Below are 14295 nucleotides of genomic sequence, written 5' to 3'. Positions count from 1 at the left end.
GATCAGACCCTGCCCTCGGTGCGGAAGACCAATGTCCGAGTGCCCCAAAACCTCAGGACAGTCGCCAGCGCCATACCGATTCCGGCGCCGGACACGGTGTCCGCGCGCTGGGAGGTGAAGCCGAGGCAGTAGTGACTCACGCCGAGACACAGCAGCTGTACAGCCGCTCCGGCGGTGTTCACCGCGAAGAAGACGGCGTACGGACGCACGCCCCTCGGGTGGGTGTGGCGGTAGGTGCCGAGGGCGTTCCCGGCGTAGGCGACCGTGCAGCCGGCGACGAAGGAGAGGGCCTTGGCGGTGAGGGGGCCCAGGGCGGCGGGGCCGCGCAGGCAGGTGAAGAGGGCGAGGTCGACCGCGTAGGCGAGAAGACCGACGGCGGCGAAGCCGACGAGCTCACGGCGGGTGGCTTTCGGGCCGGTGAGGGGGCTGCGGGGCGGGGATTCGGCTCGGTCGTCCCACGCGCGCGTGCGCGACGGTTCGTTTCGGTCGTTCCACGCACGCGTGCGCGACGGTTCGTTTCGGTCCTTCGGCGCGCGCGTGCCTACCAATTGGCGACCGCCAACCCGTACATCGCCAGCCACACCACCCCGATGAGGGCGAGCGCCCGGTCGCGCAGGACGACGTCCTCGGGTTCGCCGGCCGTGCCGCGGTCGGCGAAGACGGCGTAGCGCAGGATCGCGAGGATGAAGGCGACCATGGACAGTTGCCGCCAGGGCAGCACGCCGGTGTGCGGGACGCCGCCCTCCTCCATGGCCCACAGGCAGTACCCGAGGACGGCGACCCCGGCCGCCAGTTGCCAGACGAAGCGCAGATAGCCGGCGGTGTACTCGGTGAGCAACGCGCGCGTGGCGCCCGCTTTCCCGGCCATCTGCACGGCTTCGGAGTACCGCTTGGCCGACACCATGAACAGCGCCCCGAACCCGGTCGTGATCAGGAACCAGCGCGACAGGGGGATACCCAGCGCGAGCCCGCCGACCATCGCCCGCATCAGGAACCCGGTCGTGACGACGGCGAGATCGACGACCAGGACGTGCTTGAGGCTGACACAGTACGCCAGTTGCATGCCGATGTACGCCGTGAGCAGGGCAGCGACGGCGGGCGACGTCAACCACGCCGCGGCGGCCGGCGCCAGGACCGCGAGGGCGCCTCCGACGGCGTACGCGACGCGCACGGGGACCTGTCCGGCGGCGACCGGGCGGTGACGCTTGGTGGGGTGGGCGCGGTCCGCCTCGGCGTCGCGGGCGTCGTTGACCAGATACACGGCGGCGGCGCAGGCCGTGAAGAGCGCGAAGACGAGCGCGAGTTGGACCAGGGCGTGGGTCGAGAAGAGCCGGCCGGCGGCGGCCGGGGCGGCGACGACCAGGACGTTCTTGACCCACTGCTTGGGGCGCGCGGTCCTGAGGAGGCCTTTCAGAAGCGCGCCGAGACCGGCTTTGGGGGGCCGCGGTGCGGACCGGCGCGGGGGTGTGCGCTGCTCGTGCAGCGCCGCTTGCCTGGTGCGCGCGGCATCCGTGAAGGGCGCGGTCTCAGTCATGCGCGCCCCCTCTCCGCAGCCGGCCCGTCCCGAGGCACGCCGCGAGTACGCCCAGGGCCGCGCCCGCCGCCACGTCCGAGGGGTAGTGCACGCCGACGACCAGGCGCGAGACGCACATCGCGGCGGCGAGCGGCGGGACCACGTACGCGCCGAGCGCGCCGTAGGCGACGGCGGCCGCCGCTGCGGAGGTCGCGTGGGAGCTGGGGAAGGAGTGCCGGCCGGCGGTGCGCACGAGGGGCACGACGTGCGCCGGGCGGGGGCGGCGCACCACCCTTTTCACCCCCATGCTGACGAGGTGCGCGCCCGCGGTGAGCGCCGTGCCCCGCAACCAGGCGCCGCGTCGCCCACCGTCCACGGCGGCCCCCGCCAGGCCCGCCGCCAGCCACAGCGCGCCGTGCTCGCCGGCCCGGGAGAGGGCGCGCGCGGCGGCGGCGACGCGTGGGTCACGGCCGCGGGCATGGAACGCCGAAAGGATCCGGCGGTCCACTCCCCGAAGGCTTCGGTGGTCCATGTCGTCGAGGTGGTCGAGGTGGTCGAGGTGATCCATGTGGACTCACTGTTCACGCCGACCACGCGAGAACTACGGCAATATTGAACGACATCCCATTAATCACCCATTTCGGGGAGGGAAGGGATGTTTCAGAACTGATCGCCCACACCGGGGCGCTACGGTCGCCGACATGCCTGCCGACACCGTCTCCGTCACGGGATGGGGCCGCACCGCCCCCACCACCGCCCGTCTGATCCGCCCCCGGACGTACGAGGAGGCCGTGGCCGCCGTCCGGGACTGCGGGGCTCGCGGGGGCATCCCGAGGGGCCTGGGGCGGGCGTACGGGGACGCGGCGCAGAACGCCGGGGGCGCGGTACTCGACATGACGGGCCTGGACCGCATCCACGCGATCGACGCCGACGGCGGCACCGTACTGTGCGACGCGGGTGTCTCCCTGCACCGGCTGATGGAGGTCCTGCTGCCGCTCGGCTGGTTCGTGCCGGTGACCCCTGGCACCCGCTATGTCACCGTCGGCGGCGCGATCGGCGCCGACATCCACGGCAAGAACCACCATGTCTCGGGCGCCTTCTCCCGCCATGTCCTGTCCCTGGAGCTCCTGACCGCCGACGGCGGCATCCGCACGGTCCGCCGCGGCACGCCCCTGTTCGACGCGACCACCGGCGGCATGGGCCTGACCGGCGTGATCCTGACCGCGACGGTCCAACTCCAGCCTGTGGAGACCTCGCTGATGTCGGTCGACACGGAGCGCGCGCGGGACCTCGACGACCTGATGGCCCGTCTGGTCGCCACCGACGACCACTACCGCTACTCGGTCGCGTGGATCGACCTGCTGGCGCGCGGCGCGGCGACAGGACGCGCGGTGCTCACGCGCGGCGACCACGCAACCCTGGAGGCGCTGCGCGAAGGCACGCGCGCGCGTAGAGACCCGCTCGCCTTCCGCCCCTCCCGCCTGCCTGCCGCGCCCGCCCTCCTCCCGGAAGGGCTGCTGAGCCGCCGTACGGTGGGCTGGTTCAACGAGCTCTGGTACCGCAGGGCGCCACACGCGCGTACCGGCGAACTGCAGAAGCTCGCCACCTTCTTCCACCCGCTGGACGGCGTGCCCCACTGGAACCGGATCTACGGCCGGGGCGGCTTCGTGCAGTACCAGTTCGTGGTCGGACGCGGCCAGGAGGACACACTGCGCCGGATTGTGCGGCGCCTCTCCGAACACCGCTGCCCGTCCTTCCTGGCCGTCCTCAAGCGGTTCGGGGACGCAGACCCCGGCTGGCTGTCCTTCCCGGTGCCCGGCTGGACGCTGGCCCTGGACATCCCGGCCGGCCTGCCAGGCCTGCCCGCGCTCCTCGACGAGTTGGACGAGGAGGTGGCCGCGGCCGGCGGGCGCGTCTACCTCGCCAAGGACTCCCGGCTGCGGCCCGAGCTGCTCGCCGCGATGTACCCGCGCCTGGACGACTTCCGCGCGCTGCGCGCCGAACTGGACCCGCGCGGGGTGTTCATGTCGGACCTGGCCCGCCGCCTCGCCCTGTAGCACCCGCCCTCAGATCTCCCGGCCCCCCGGCCCCGGACTCTCAGACCCCTAGGAGCTGTCGTGAAGGACGCCTTCGGCCTCCCCCAGTCCCTGCTCGTCCTCGGCGGTACGTCCGAGATCGCGCTGGCCACCGCCCGCCGCCTGATCGCGCGCCGCACCCGCACCGTATGGCTGGCGGGCCGCCCGTCGCCCGCCCTGGAGCAGTCCGCGGCCGACCTGCGCGCCCTGGGAGCCGACGTGCGCACCGTGGACTTCGACGCGCTCGACCCCGAGTCCCACGAGACGGCGCTCGGCAAGGTCTTCGCGGAGGGCGACATCGACATGGTGCTCCTCGCCTTCGGGGTCCTCGGCGACCAGGCCCGCGACGAGCGCGAGCCACTGAACGCCGTGCGGGTCGCCCAGACCAACTACACGGGCGCCGTGTCGGCGAGCCTGGTCAGCGCCGCCGCACTCCAGTCCCAGGGCCACGGCTCGCTCGTCGTCCTCTCCTCCGTCGCCGGCGAGCGGGCCCGCCGCGCCAACTTCATCTACGGCTCCAGCAAGGCCGGCCTCGACACCTTCTGCCAGGGCCTGGGCGACGCCCTGCACGGCACCGGCGTCCACGTCATGGTCGTACGCCCCGGATTCGTACGGACGAAGATGACCGCGGGCCTGGAGGAATCCCCTCTCGCGACGACCCCGGAGGCGGTCGCGACAGCGATCGAGGCGGGCCTGCGACGCCGCTCGGAGACGGTGTGGGTGCCGGGGGCGCTGCGCCTGGTGATGTCAGCGCTGCGGCATGCCCCGCGAGGGCTGTTCCGACGGTTGCCTCTGTAGTTCTCAGCTCGGCAGCGTCCCTAGAGGGGCGCGGGGAACTGCGCGACCAGCCACAACAGCGCCGCAGACGACCACCGGCAATGCGCGGCACCACCCATCGCGGCGCTCCTAGCGGAGCGTCTCCCGCTCCACACGCCCCGCCTGCGGCGGCACCACCGCACCCCCGAAGGCAAAGTCCCTCAGCTTGCGCCACACGCCGTCGGCGCCCTGTTCGTAGAGGGCGAAGCCGGTGCAGGCCCAGCCGGCCTCGTAGTCGGCGAGTTCCTCGAAGGCGCGGTCCATCGACTCGTCGTCGATGCCGTGCGCGACCGTGACGTGCGGGTGGTAGGGGAACTGCAGTTCGCGTGCGACGGGTCCGGAGGCGTCACGGACCTGCTTCTGCAGCCAGGTGCAGGCCTCGGCGCCCTCGACGACCTGGACGAAGACGACCGGCGAGAGGGGCCGGAAGGTGCCGGTGCCGGACAGCCGCATCGGGAAGGGGCGGCCGGCGGCCGCGACCTCCACGAGATGCGCCTCGATCGCGGGCAGCAGTGAGGCGTCGACCTCTGTCGGCGGCAGCAACGTGACATGCGTGGGGATGCCGTGAGCCGCGGCGTCGCCGAAGCCCGCGCGCCGCTCCTGGAGCAGGCTGCCGTGAGGCTCCGGGACCGCGATCGACACGCCGATCGTTACGGTCCCCACGTCGTCTCCTGTCGTCTGTTGGTGGGCGTGAGTGGCCGCCGTGGCAGCCACTCGGCTATCGACTGTACGGCTACGGCCGGGCCGCGGGCAGGCGCAACCGTAGTGATATGCAGCGCTGTACGGGCTCAGTGCTTGGCGGGCAGGAAACCCACCCTGTCGTACGCCTGGGAGAGCGTCTCCGCGGCGACGGCGCGCGCCTTCTCCGCGCCCTTGGCCAGGATCGAGTCCAGCGTCTCCGGGTCGTCCAGATACTGCTGGGTGCGCTCCCGGAAGGGCGTCACGAACTCGACCATGACCTCGGCGAGGTCCGTCTTGAGCGCACCGTAGCCCTTGCCGTCGTACTTCTGCTCCAGTTCCGTGATTCCCGCCCCCGTGAGGGTCGAGTAGATGGTGAGCAGATTGCTGATGCCCGGCTTGTTCTCGACGTCGTAGCGGATGACCGTCTCGGTGTCGGTGACCGCGCTCTTGACCTTCTTGGCGGTGGTCTTCGGCTCGTCGAGCAGGTTGATGAGGCCCTTCGGCGTGGACGCCGACTTGCTCATCTTGATCGACGGGTCCTGAAGGTCGTAGATCTTCGCCGTCTCCTTGAGGATGTACGGCTTCGGGACGGTGAAGGTCTGGCCGAAGCGGCCGTTGAAGCGCTCGGCGAGGTCGCGGGTGAGCTCGATGTGCTGGCGCTGATCCTCGCCGACCGGGACCTCGTTGGCCTGGTACAGCAGGATGTCCGCGACCTGCAGGATCGGGTACGTGAACAGGCCCACCGAGGCCCGGTCCGCGCCCTGCTTGGCGGACTTGTCCTTGAACTGGGTCATGCGGGACGCCTCGCCGAAACCGGTGAGGCAGTTCATGACCCAGGCGAGCTGGGCGTGCTCGGGGACGTGGCTCTGGACGAACAGCGTGCAGCGCTCGGGGTCCAGCCCGGCGGCCAGCAGCTGGGCGGCGGCCAGGCGGGTGTTGGCGCGCAGGTCGGCGGGGTCCTGCGGGAGCGTGATCGCGTGCAGGTCGACGACCATGTAGAACGCGTCGTGGGACTCCTGGAGGGCAACCCACTGGCGGACGGCGCCGAGGTAGTTGCCGAGGTGGAACGAGCCTGCGGTGGGCTGGATTCCGGAGAGCACGCGGGGTCGATCAGAGGCCATGCTCACCATTCTCTCAGGTTCCGAAGGCCGGTCCGGAACTGGTCGGAAACAGATGGGAACCGATCCGTCTCCGACGGTGTAACAAAGGTGTGAGGACGCGGGAGGGGGGCCGCATCGTCGATGAGGCCGCGGTGATCGCACGCGTACGCGCCGGGGAGCCGGAGGCGTACGCGCAGCTGGTGCGGGCCCATACGGGCATCGCGCTCAGGGCGGCCGCCGCGCTCGGGGCGGGTGCGGACGCGGAGGACGTGGTGCAGCAGGCGTTCGTGAAGGCGTACTGCTCGCTGGGCCGGTTCAGGGACGGCGCGGCGTTCAAGCCATGGCTGCTGTCCATCGTGGCCAATGAGACGAGGAACACAGTGCGCACGGCAGCCCGCCAGCGCACGCTCGCCGGGCGCGAGGCGGCGTTCGTGGAGGCGGAGCCGCTGATACCGGAATCGGCGGATCCTGCGGTGGCCGCGCTGGAGATAGAGCGCCGCGCCGCCCTGCAGGCCGCCTTGGAGAAGCTGAGCGAGGAGCACCGCCTGGTCGTCACTTACCGCTATCTCCTGGAGATGGACGAATCCGAGACGGCCCAGGCCCTGGGGTGGCCCAGGGGCACGGTGAAGTCCCGGCTGAACCGCGCGCTGCGGAAGCTGGGGCGGCTGCTGCCGGACTTTCAGCCTCGGGAAGGGGGTGATGAGCATGGGTGACGGAGGAACGCCTCATGACAGCGATGGACGGACGCCGTACGGCGGTCAGGGGCCGGGGGCGTATGACGGTCAGGGGCCCGAGGCGTACGACGGTCAGGGGCCGGAGGCATACGACGATCACGGCCCGGGGGCGTACGGCGGTGAAGGACGGCGTGTGTACGACCGTGAGAGCGGTGGGGGCCACGGAGGCACCGATCGGGATGGTTGGCGCGGCGGTGGCGAAGGTGCTGGTGACCCCGGTCGGCGCGGCGGTGGCCGAGGAACTGGTGACTCCGGGCGGCGCGGCGGCGAAGGCACCGATGCCCCCGGTGGGCACGGCGGCGGAGAAGGCCCCGATGACCCTGATCGGCGCGGCAGCGGAGGCGGCATCGGTGATCGCGGTCGGCGTTCGGAGGCCGCGCGGCTGTCCGAGGAGCTGCGGGCGCTCGGGCGCTCGCTGGACGCGCCGGGGGCGGCGGACGGCGCGGAGACGATGGTCGAGCGGGTGCTGGGGCAGATACTCGCCGAGCACTCGCCTGTTCCGGTGGCCGAGCCGCCGGGCGCCGCTGAGCGGCTGCGAGCCGTGCGGCGCTGGATGCGGATGCGGTGGCGGTCACTGACTGCGGCCCTGTGCGGCCTGCTCACGGTGCTCGTGCTCACGCCCCCGGTGCGGGCGGCGGTCTTCGACTGGTTCGGCTTCGCCGGAGCCGAGGTGCGGTACGACCCGTCGGCGGTCCCGTCGCCCGGCGCCGAGGTCCCCGGCTGCGGCCACTCGGTGTCCCTGGCGCAGGCCGAGCGCCGGGCCGGGTTCGAGCCGCTGGTGCCGACCGAGCTCGGTATGCCGAACGCCGTTGCGGTGTCGGGCGAGCCGCGGGGACGGTTCGTGGTGAGCCTGTGCTGGCGCGAGGACGGGCGCACGATACGGCTGGACGAGCGGCGGGCGGGCCTGGACATCTCCTTCACGAAGACGGTGCGTGAGCAGCCGGAGTGGATCTGGCTGGAGGACGACAGCTCGGACGGCGACAGCTCGGACCCGGCCCTGTGGTTTCCCCGGCCGCACCTGCTGAGCTTCTCGCTGCTGGACCCGGACGGGGACCACTACACCCGCCAGGAACGCACGGCCGGGCCGACGCTGCTGTGGACGCATCGGACGCCCGAGGCCGACGGCGGCGACGGCAGCGATGGCGCCGACGTGACGGCCCGACTGGAGGGGGTGGCGTCGAAGGGGCGGGCGGTGGAGATCGCGAGGTCGCTCGAGACGGCGTCCGACGCCGCTTCCGGCCAAGCCGACGACGACTTCCCCGGCATGCCCTCCGACAGGTCCCCCAATTAGTCGCCCCAGGGTGGGAACCCAAGCGGGTCGGGCGGTGTACCAGAAGTGACACGCGGCTCGGGGACGGGCCGCACGGGGATCGCTCGACTTGGGGGTTCGGATGGGCGGACATGGGATCGGCTGCTGGGGAGACCGGTTGCGTCGGCGGGGGCAGGGGGCCGGATGGTCGGGAGATCGGCCGCCCGGAGCATCCCGCGGGAACGGGGCCGGTTGGAGGCGCAGCTGGGGTCGTGAACTGGCGGCCACGACAGGGGCGTTGGCGGCGGCGCTCGCCCTCATGGTGTGGGGCGCGGCGCCCGCGTCGGCCGGAGGACCGACGAGTGTGCTCCTGGCCTCACCGGAGAGCGGGGAGACGGCCTCGCTGTACTACTCCGACAAGGAGTACGGCGAGCTGGAGCAGCTGCTCGGCGCCCCGGGCACAGGCACGCGTGACAAGCCGCCCGAGGCAGGCCTGACGGCAGTCCGCCAGATCAACGTCACCTGGATGCTCCACGACGTGACGCCCTGGCGCCTCGACCGGGTCTACCCGGCCGACGACGGGCAGGACGTCTGGATACACACGGCGGCCAACCTGGACAGGACGACGAACGGCGCCTGGCACCGCGCCGAGCATCCGACCCCGCTACGTGCCCTGCTCAAAAAGCTGGGCCTCATGGGCAAGGCCACGGGCGGGGGAAGCGCAGCGATCTTCCCGCCGGCGTGGGAGGTGTACGGGACGGACGACGGGGCGAAGGACTCGGCCGAAGCCGCGGCCAAGGCGCCCGCGGCGACCGAGGCGTCCCAGGCCCGGTCGTCGGGGGCGAGTGACGGCACCGACTGGTGGTGGGCATTGCCGGGCGTGGCGGTCGGGGCGGTGCTTGCACTGGTCCTGCGCCCCTTCGCCGCCCGTCTGCCACTGAACCGCCTGCGGGGCGAGCCGGGGCCGAGGCAGGAGCTGCGGGACATATGAGGGCGGGCGGGCTCGGCCCCGGACCGCAGCCGAGAGCCGCGCCCGTCGGCTCAGCCCTCGGCGTCAGACCACGGCCTCAGAAACCCGGCCTCAGCCTCAGAACCCGGCCTCAGCCCAGGTCGACCTCCGGGTACAGCGGGAAGCCGGCCACGAGGTCGGTGGCGCGGTGGGAGATCTCGTCGGCGATCTTCGGGTCGAGGACGTGAGCGGCCTTGGACGGGGCGCCCGACTTGGTCGTACCGGGCTCGGTGGTGGTGAGGACACGGTCGATGAGGGCGGCGACCTCGTCCATCTCGGCGGTGCCCAGGCCACGGGTGGTCAGGGCGGGGGTGCCGATGCGGATGCCGGAGGTGTACCAGGCGCCGTTCGGGTCGGCGGGGATGGCGTTGCGGTTGGTGACGATGCCGGAGTCGAGGAGGGCCGCCTCGGCCTGGCGGCCGGTGAGGCCGTAGGAGGAGGCGACGTCGATCAGGTTCAGGTGGTTGTCGGTGCCGCCGGTCACGAGGGTCGCGCCCCGGCGCATCAGGCCCTCGGCCAGCGCCCGGGAGTTGTCGACGATGCGCTGTGCGTAGTCGCGGAAGGACTCCTGGCGGGCCTCGGCGAGGGCGACGGCCTTGGCAGCCATGACGTGCGGGAGCGGGCCGCCGAGGACCATCGGGCAGCCGCGGTCGACCTGGTCCTTGAGGGAGTCGTCGCACAGGACCATGCCGCCGCGCGGGCCGCGCAGCGACTTGTGGGTGGTGGTGGTGACGATCTGGGCGTGCGGGACCGGGTCGAAGTCGCCGGTGAGAACCTTGCCGGCGACGAGACCGGCGAAGTGGGCCATGTCGACCATGAGCGTGGCGCCGACCTCGTCGGCGATCTCACGCATGATCCGGAAGTTCACGAGACGGGGGTAGGCGGAGTAGCCGGCGACGATGATGAGGGGCTTGAAGTCGCGGGCCTGGGCGCGCAGGGCCTCGTAGTCGATGAGGCCGGTGGCCGGGTCGGTGCCGTAGGAACGCTGGTCGAACATCTTGCCGGAGATGTTCGGACGGAAGCCGTGCGTGAGGTGGCCGCCGGCGTCCAGGGACATGCCGAGCATGCGCTGGTTGCCGAAGGCCTGGCGGAGCTCGGCCCAGTCGGCCTCGTTGAGGTCGTTGACCTGACGGACGCCGGTTTTCTCCAGGAAGGGGGCTTCGACCCGGTCGGCGAGGACGGCCCAGAAGGCGACGAGGTTGGCGTCGATGCCGGAGTGCGGCTGGACGTAGGCGTGGCGGGCGCCGAAGAGCTCGCGGGCGTGCTCGGCGGCGAGGGACTCGACGGTGTCGACGTTGCGGCAGCCGGCGTAGAAGCGGCGGCCGACGGTGCCCTCGGCGTACTTGTCGCTGAACCAGTTGCCCATCGCCAGGAGGGTGGCCGGGGAGGCGTAGTTCTCGGAGGCGATCAGTTTGAGCATCTCGCGCTGGTCGGCGACCTCCTGGCCGATGGCGTCGGCCACGCGCGGCTCGACGGCGCGGATCACGTCGAGGGCGGAACGGAAGGCGGTGGACTCGGTGGAGAGGGGCTCGGCTGACATGGGGACCTCCGGACGTCGTGTGCAGCGTTCACGGTACGGCCCAGGCGCACGGCACTCGGTGCTGGACGACACGGTCCAGTGGGCCGCTCCCCGATGGTCCGTCCCATCCCAGCGCGCCAGTCACGGCCCGTCGATCAGCCTACCGGGCGCGCCGACGAAGCATGGTCCCGCGTCCACCATGCGAGCAACGATAGGAAGGGGCCGCAAAGCACTTGAACGGCCAGAAATGGACAGTGGCCACGGGTCTCGTGACGGGCGGAGCGCGAGCCCTCGTGGTGGCGGAAACGGAGAGCCTCGTGAGCACGTCGAGCACCACCGAAGCCCTGATCGCCGCGGCCGACGCGCACAGCGCCCCCACCTATCACCCGTTGCCGGTCGTGGTGGCGACGGCGGACGGGGCCTGGATGACGGATGTGGAGGGGCGGCGGTATCTGGACCTGCTGGCCGGGTATTCGGCGCTGAACTTCGGGCATGGCAACCGGCGGATCGTGGAGGCGGCGAAGGCGCAGTTGGAGCGGGTGACGCTGACGTCGCGGGCGTTTCACCACGACCGGTTCGCGGCGTTCTGCGAGCAGCTCGCCGAGCTGTGCGGCATGGAGATGGTGCTGCCGATGAACACGGGGGCGGAGGCCGTGGAGACGGCGGTGAAGACCGCCCGGAAGTGGGGGTACCGGGTCAAGGGCGTGCCGGCGGAGATGGCGAAGATCGTGGTCGCCGGGAACAACTTCCACGGGCGTACGACGACGATCATCAGCTTCTCCACCGATCCGGAGGCGCGGGCGGACTTCGGGCCGTACACGCCGGGCTTCGAGATCGTGCCGTACGGGGACCTGACGGCGATGCGGGAGGCGATGACGGAGAACACCGTCGCCGTGTTGCTGGAGCCGATCCAGGGCGAGGCGGGGGTTCTCGTCCCCCCGGCGGGCTATCTGCCGACGGTGCGGGAGCTGACGCGGGAGCGGAACGTGCTGTTCGTGGCGGACGAGATCCAGTCGGGACTGGGGCGCACGGGTCGTACCTTCGCGTGCGAGCACGAGGGGGTGGTGCCGGATGTGTATGTGCTCGGGAAGGCGCTCGGGGGCGGGATCGTGCCGGTGTCGGCTGTGGTGTCCAGCGCCGCGGTGCTCGGGGTGTTCCGGCCCGGGGAGCACGGGTCGACCTTCGGCGGGAATCCGCTGGCCTGCGCGGTGGCGCTGGAGGTGATCGCGATGCTGCGGACGGGCGAGTTCCAGGCGCGGGCGGCGGAGCTCGGGGAGCATCTGCACCGGGAGCTGGGGGCGTTGGCCGGCACGGGGCGGGTGACGGCGGTACGGGGGCGCGGGCTGTGGGCGGGGATCGACATCGCCCGGGCGTACGGCACCGGGCGGGAGGTGTCCGAGAAGCTGATGGACCGGGGCGTGCTGGTGAAGGACACCCATGGGGCGACGATCCGGATCGCGCCGCCGCTGGTGATCGGGAAGGAGGATCTGGACTGGGGGCTCGCCCAGCTGCGGGGCGTGCTCGGGGTGTGAGCCGACTGCGGCTGTCTGCTGCGGCGGGGCCTGCTCAGGGTGTGAACCGACTGCGCCCGTCTGCCGCTGCGGGACCTGCCCAGGGTGTGAACCGACTGCGGCCGTCTGCCGCTGCGGGACCTGCCCAGGGTGTGAACCGACTGCGCCCGTCTGCCGCTGCGGGACCTGCCCAGGGTGTGAACCGACTGCGCCCGTCTGCCGCTGCGGGACCTGCCCAGGGTGTGAACCGACTGCGGCCGTCTGCTGAGGCAGGGTGCGCTTCTGCCGCCCGGGTCGTGGACGGTGGTTCGGGGGACCGAGCCGGGCCGCAGCAGCGGTCGGGGCCCCTCCGCCCGGGCTCGCTAAAGGATCACGTGTGGCAGGAAGCGCGCGTACTCGTCCGTGATCAGGCCGGAGGACTCGCGGATGCCGAGGCCCGCCGGCTCGTCCTCGACGACCCAGGCGCCGAGGACGACATGGTTGCCGTCGAAGGCCGGGAGCGGGGCCAACTGCTGGTAGCAGCAGGGCTCGTCGCGCAGGACGGGGTCCGTGCCCTTCTCGTGCACGGTCACGCCCGCGCCCTCGCGGCCGAGCAGGGGCTTGGCGACGTAGCCCGTCGTCCCCGCCAGCTCCCGTGGTCCGTCGAGGTAGGCGGGGAGGAGGTTCGGGTGGTCCGGGTAGAGCTCCCAGAGGATGGCGAGGAGGGCCTTGTTGCTGAGGAGCATCTTCCAGGCGGGTTCGACCCAGAGGGTGGTGCCCGTGCCGCCGCCGTTGTCGAGGGTGTCGAGGACGTGGCCGGCGAAGCGGTCGGTGGTGAGCCACTCCCAGGGGTAGAGCTTGAAACAGCTGCGGATGAAGCGGAGCTGGGTGTCGACGAAGCGGCCCGAGAGGCCGTCCCAGCCGATCTCCTCCATGGAGATCCAGCCGGTGTCCAGGCCCGCCTGTTCCGCGGTCTCCTTCAGATAGGCGACCGTCATCAGATCCTCGCCGAGTTCGTCGGCCGAGGAGTACGCGAAGTAGAGCGGGCTGCCGGGCGGGAGCAGGGCGGACTGTTTCTTCCAGGCGGCGACGAGGCGTTCGTGGAGGGAGTTCCACTGGTCGGCGCCGGGGAAGCGCTCCTCCATCCAGAACCACTGGGGCGAGGCGGCCTCGACCAGCGAGGTGGGGGTGTCGGCGTTGTACTCCAGGAGTTTCGCCGGGCCGGTGCCGTCGTAGCGGAGGTCGAAGCGGCCGTAGACGGAGGGGAGTTCGGCGCGCCGGCGCCAGGCCTCGGCTACCGCGTCCGCGATGCGCGGGTCGGTGATGCCGAGGTCGGCGAAGCGGTTCTCGGCGACGATGTGCTCGGCCGCCGCGAGGCACATACGGTGTAGTTCCTCGACGACTTCCTCCAGCGCCTCGACCTCCGCCAGGGAGAAGACGTAGTGGGCGCTCTCGTCCCAGTACGGGCGCAGGGAGTTGTCGGGGTGGCGGGTGAGGGGATAGATGAGCCCCTGTTCCTCGACGGTCTGCTGCCAGCCGGGGCGGGGCCCGATCGTGCGGCGCTCCATCTGATTCGCAGGCCCCGCTCAGCCGCCGCTGCTGCCCGAGCCCGAGCAGCCGAAGCCGCCGCGGTCGACGGCCTCGCTGCGGCTGAAGGTGCCGTAGTCGGCGCGGCCGTCGTCGACCTCGGCGTCGTAGTACCAGGCGGCGTCGCTGCTGCGGCCGGAGCCGGTCTTCTTGCGGCCCTTGCCGTAGGAGGCGCTTGACGAGGTGGAGCCGGACTTGCAGTTCTTGTCCGCGACGACCTTGTAGCCCTCGTAGGTGTAGCTGTCACGGTCGACGCAGCGGCGGTCCGGTTCCGAGCCGCAGGAGGTCAGGGCGGCGGCTATGACTCCCATGCCGCCGAGTACGACGGTGCTGGAGCGCAGCCGACGTCGCGTTTCCGCCATGTGTGTCTCCCCCGATGATGCCCATGAGGCCGTGCGGCCGATGTTCTGGTTGTCGTACGGCGAACAGCCTAGAGATCGTTTCGCGTACGGCTGTCGGAGGGTTGCCTTTCGACTGCTCGCCTGCGGTCGCTTTGCACCGTTTGGGATTGTCTGTGCGCCG

The 14295-nt window shown here is 71.6% G+C and carries 14 protein-coding genes and 1 riboswitch; of the genes, 6 read left to right on the top strand and 8 right to left on the bottom strand.

Going from position 1 to position 14295, the window contains the following annotated elements:
- Positions 1–2: 2 nt before the first annotated feature.
- Genes ACQEV2_RS26455 through ACQEV2_RS26445 form a run of 3 tightly spaced genes read right to left on the bottom strand, consistent with a single transcriptional unit; the run spans position 3 to position 2081 of the window.
- Positions 3–548: a GtrA family protein gene (locus ACQEV2_RS26455; protein ID WP_433046349.1), complete on the bottom strand. Its 546-nt coding sequence runs from the start codon at positions 546–548 to the stop codon at positions 3–5.
- On the bottom strand, positions 542–1534 hold the full coding sequence (locus tag ACQEV2_RS26450; protein WP_433046346.1) for a decaprenyl-phosphate phosphoribosyltransferase: 993 nt from the start codon (positions 1532–1534) through the stop codon (positions 542–544). Before ACQEV2_RS26450 ends, ACQEV2_RS26455 begins: the two co-directional genes overlap by 7 nt.
- Complete coding sequence (locus tag ACQEV2_RS26445) at positions 1527–2081, bottom strand: phosphatase PAP2 family protein (protein WP_433046343.1); 555 nt, start codon at positions 2079–2081, stop codon at positions 1527–1529. Before ACQEV2_RS26445 ends, ACQEV2_RS26450 begins: the two co-directional genes overlap by 8 nt.
- A 133-nt stretch (positions 2082–2214) precedes the next feature.
- On the opposite strand from ACQEV2_RS26445, the gene ACQEV2_RS26440 reads away from it, so the two are divergent.
- Both ACQEV2_RS26440 and ACQEV2_RS26435 read left to right on the top strand, forming a co-directional pair.
- Positions 2215–3570 carry an FAD-binding protein gene (locus tag ACQEV2_RS26440; protein WP_433046340.1) on the top strand — a complete coding sequence of 452 codons (1356 nt, stop codon included), beginning with the start codon at positions 2215–2217 and terminating at the stop codon, positions 3568–3570.
- A 60-nt stretch (positions 3571–3630) separates the two neighbouring features.
- On the top strand, positions 3631–4386 hold the full coding sequence (locus ACQEV2_RS26435; RefSeq protein ID WP_433046337.1) for a decaprenylphospho-beta-D-erythro-pentofuranosid-2-ulose 2-reductase: 756 nt from the start codon (positions 3631–3633) through the stop codon (positions 4384–4386).
- Positions 4387–4494: 108 nt separating this feature from the next.
- Here ACQEV2_RS26435 and ACQEV2_RS26430 read toward each other — a convergent pair whose 3' ends face one another.
- Together ACQEV2_RS26430 and trpS are read right to left on the bottom strand one after the other, a co-directional pair.
- Positions 4495–5067: a 2'-5' RNA ligase family protein gene (locus tag ACQEV2_RS26430; protein WP_433046334.1), complete on the bottom strand. Its 573-nt coding sequence runs from the start codon at positions 5065–5067 to the stop codon at positions 4495–4497.
- A 125-nt stretch (positions 5068–5192) separates the two neighbouring features.
- A complete protein-coding gene (gene trpS, locus ACQEV2_RS26425) occupies positions 5193–6206 on the bottom strand; it encodes a tryptophan--tRNA ligase (RefSeq protein ID WP_433046331.1) in 1014 nt (337 codons plus the stop codon).
- An 89-nt stretch (positions 6207–6295) separates the two neighbouring features.
- Here trpS and ACQEV2_RS26420 point away from each other — a divergent pair, with 89 nt between their 5' ends.
- From ACQEV2_RS26420 to ACQEV2_RS26410, 3 genes are all read left to right on the top strand, one after another.
- A complete protein-coding gene (locus ACQEV2_RS26420) occupies positions 6296–6898 on the top strand; it encodes an RNA polymerase sigma factor (protein WP_433046328.1) in 603 nt (200 codons plus the stop codon).
- 367 nt (positions 6899–7265) lie between these two features.
- Positions 7266–8210: a hypothetical protein gene (locus ACQEV2_RS26415; protein ID WP_433054770.1), complete on the top strand. Its 945-nt coding sequence runs from the start codon at positions 7266–7268 to the stop codon at positions 8208–8210.
- Positions 8211–8466: 256 nt separating this feature from the next.
- Positions 8467–9159, top strand: coding sequence for a hypothetical protein (locus ACQEV2_RS26410; protein WP_433046325.1), 693 nt, complete (start codon positions 8467–8469; stop codon positions 9157–9159).
- A 109-nt stretch (positions 9160–9268) separates the two neighbouring features.
- On the opposite strand, the gene ACQEV2_RS26405 is transcribed toward ACQEV2_RS26410, so the two are convergent.
- Positions 9269–10717 carry a glycine hydroxymethyltransferase gene (locus ACQEV2_RS26405; protein WP_433046322.1) on the bottom strand — a complete coding sequence of 483 codons (1449 nt, stop codon included), beginning with the start codon at positions 10715–10717 and terminating at the stop codon, positions 9269–9271.
- 31 nt (positions 10718–10748) lie between these two features.
- Positions 10749–10851: riboswitch (ZMP/ZTP riboswitch) on the bottom strand.
- Positions 10852–11013: 162 nt separating this feature from the next.
- Here ACQEV2_RS26405 and rocD point away from each other — a divergent pair.
- Positions 11014–12228: an ornithine--oxo-acid transaminase gene (gene rocD, locus ACQEV2_RS26400; protein WP_433046319.1), complete on the top strand. Its 1215-nt coding sequence runs from the start codon at positions 11014–11016 to the stop codon at positions 12226–12228.
- Between the two features lie 341 nt (positions 12229–12569).
- Here rocD and ACQEV2_RS26395 read toward each other — a convergent pair whose 3' ends face one another.
- Together ACQEV2_RS26395 and ACQEV2_RS26390 are read right to left on the bottom strand one after the other, a co-directional pair.
- Positions 12570–13754: a glutathionylspermidine synthase family protein gene (locus ACQEV2_RS26395; RefSeq protein WP_433046316.1), complete on the bottom strand. Its 1185-nt coding sequence runs from the start codon at positions 13752–13754 to the stop codon at positions 12570–12572.
- 18 nt (positions 13755–13772) lie between these two features.
- Positions 13773–14135 (bottom strand): hypothetical protein, encoded by a 363-nt coding sequence (locus ACQEV2_RS26390; protein WP_433046313.1) that lies wholly within the window; start codon positions 14133–14135, stop codon positions 13773–13775.
- Positions 14136–14295: the final 160 nt, after the last annotated feature.

It is taken from the genome of Streptomyces sp. CA-251387, assembly GCF_050936625.1.
GTDB lineage: Bacteria > Actinomycetota > Actinomycetes > Streptomycetales > Streptomycetaceae > Streptomyces.
This window is presented reverse-complemented; position numbering and strand designations above follow the sequence as displayed.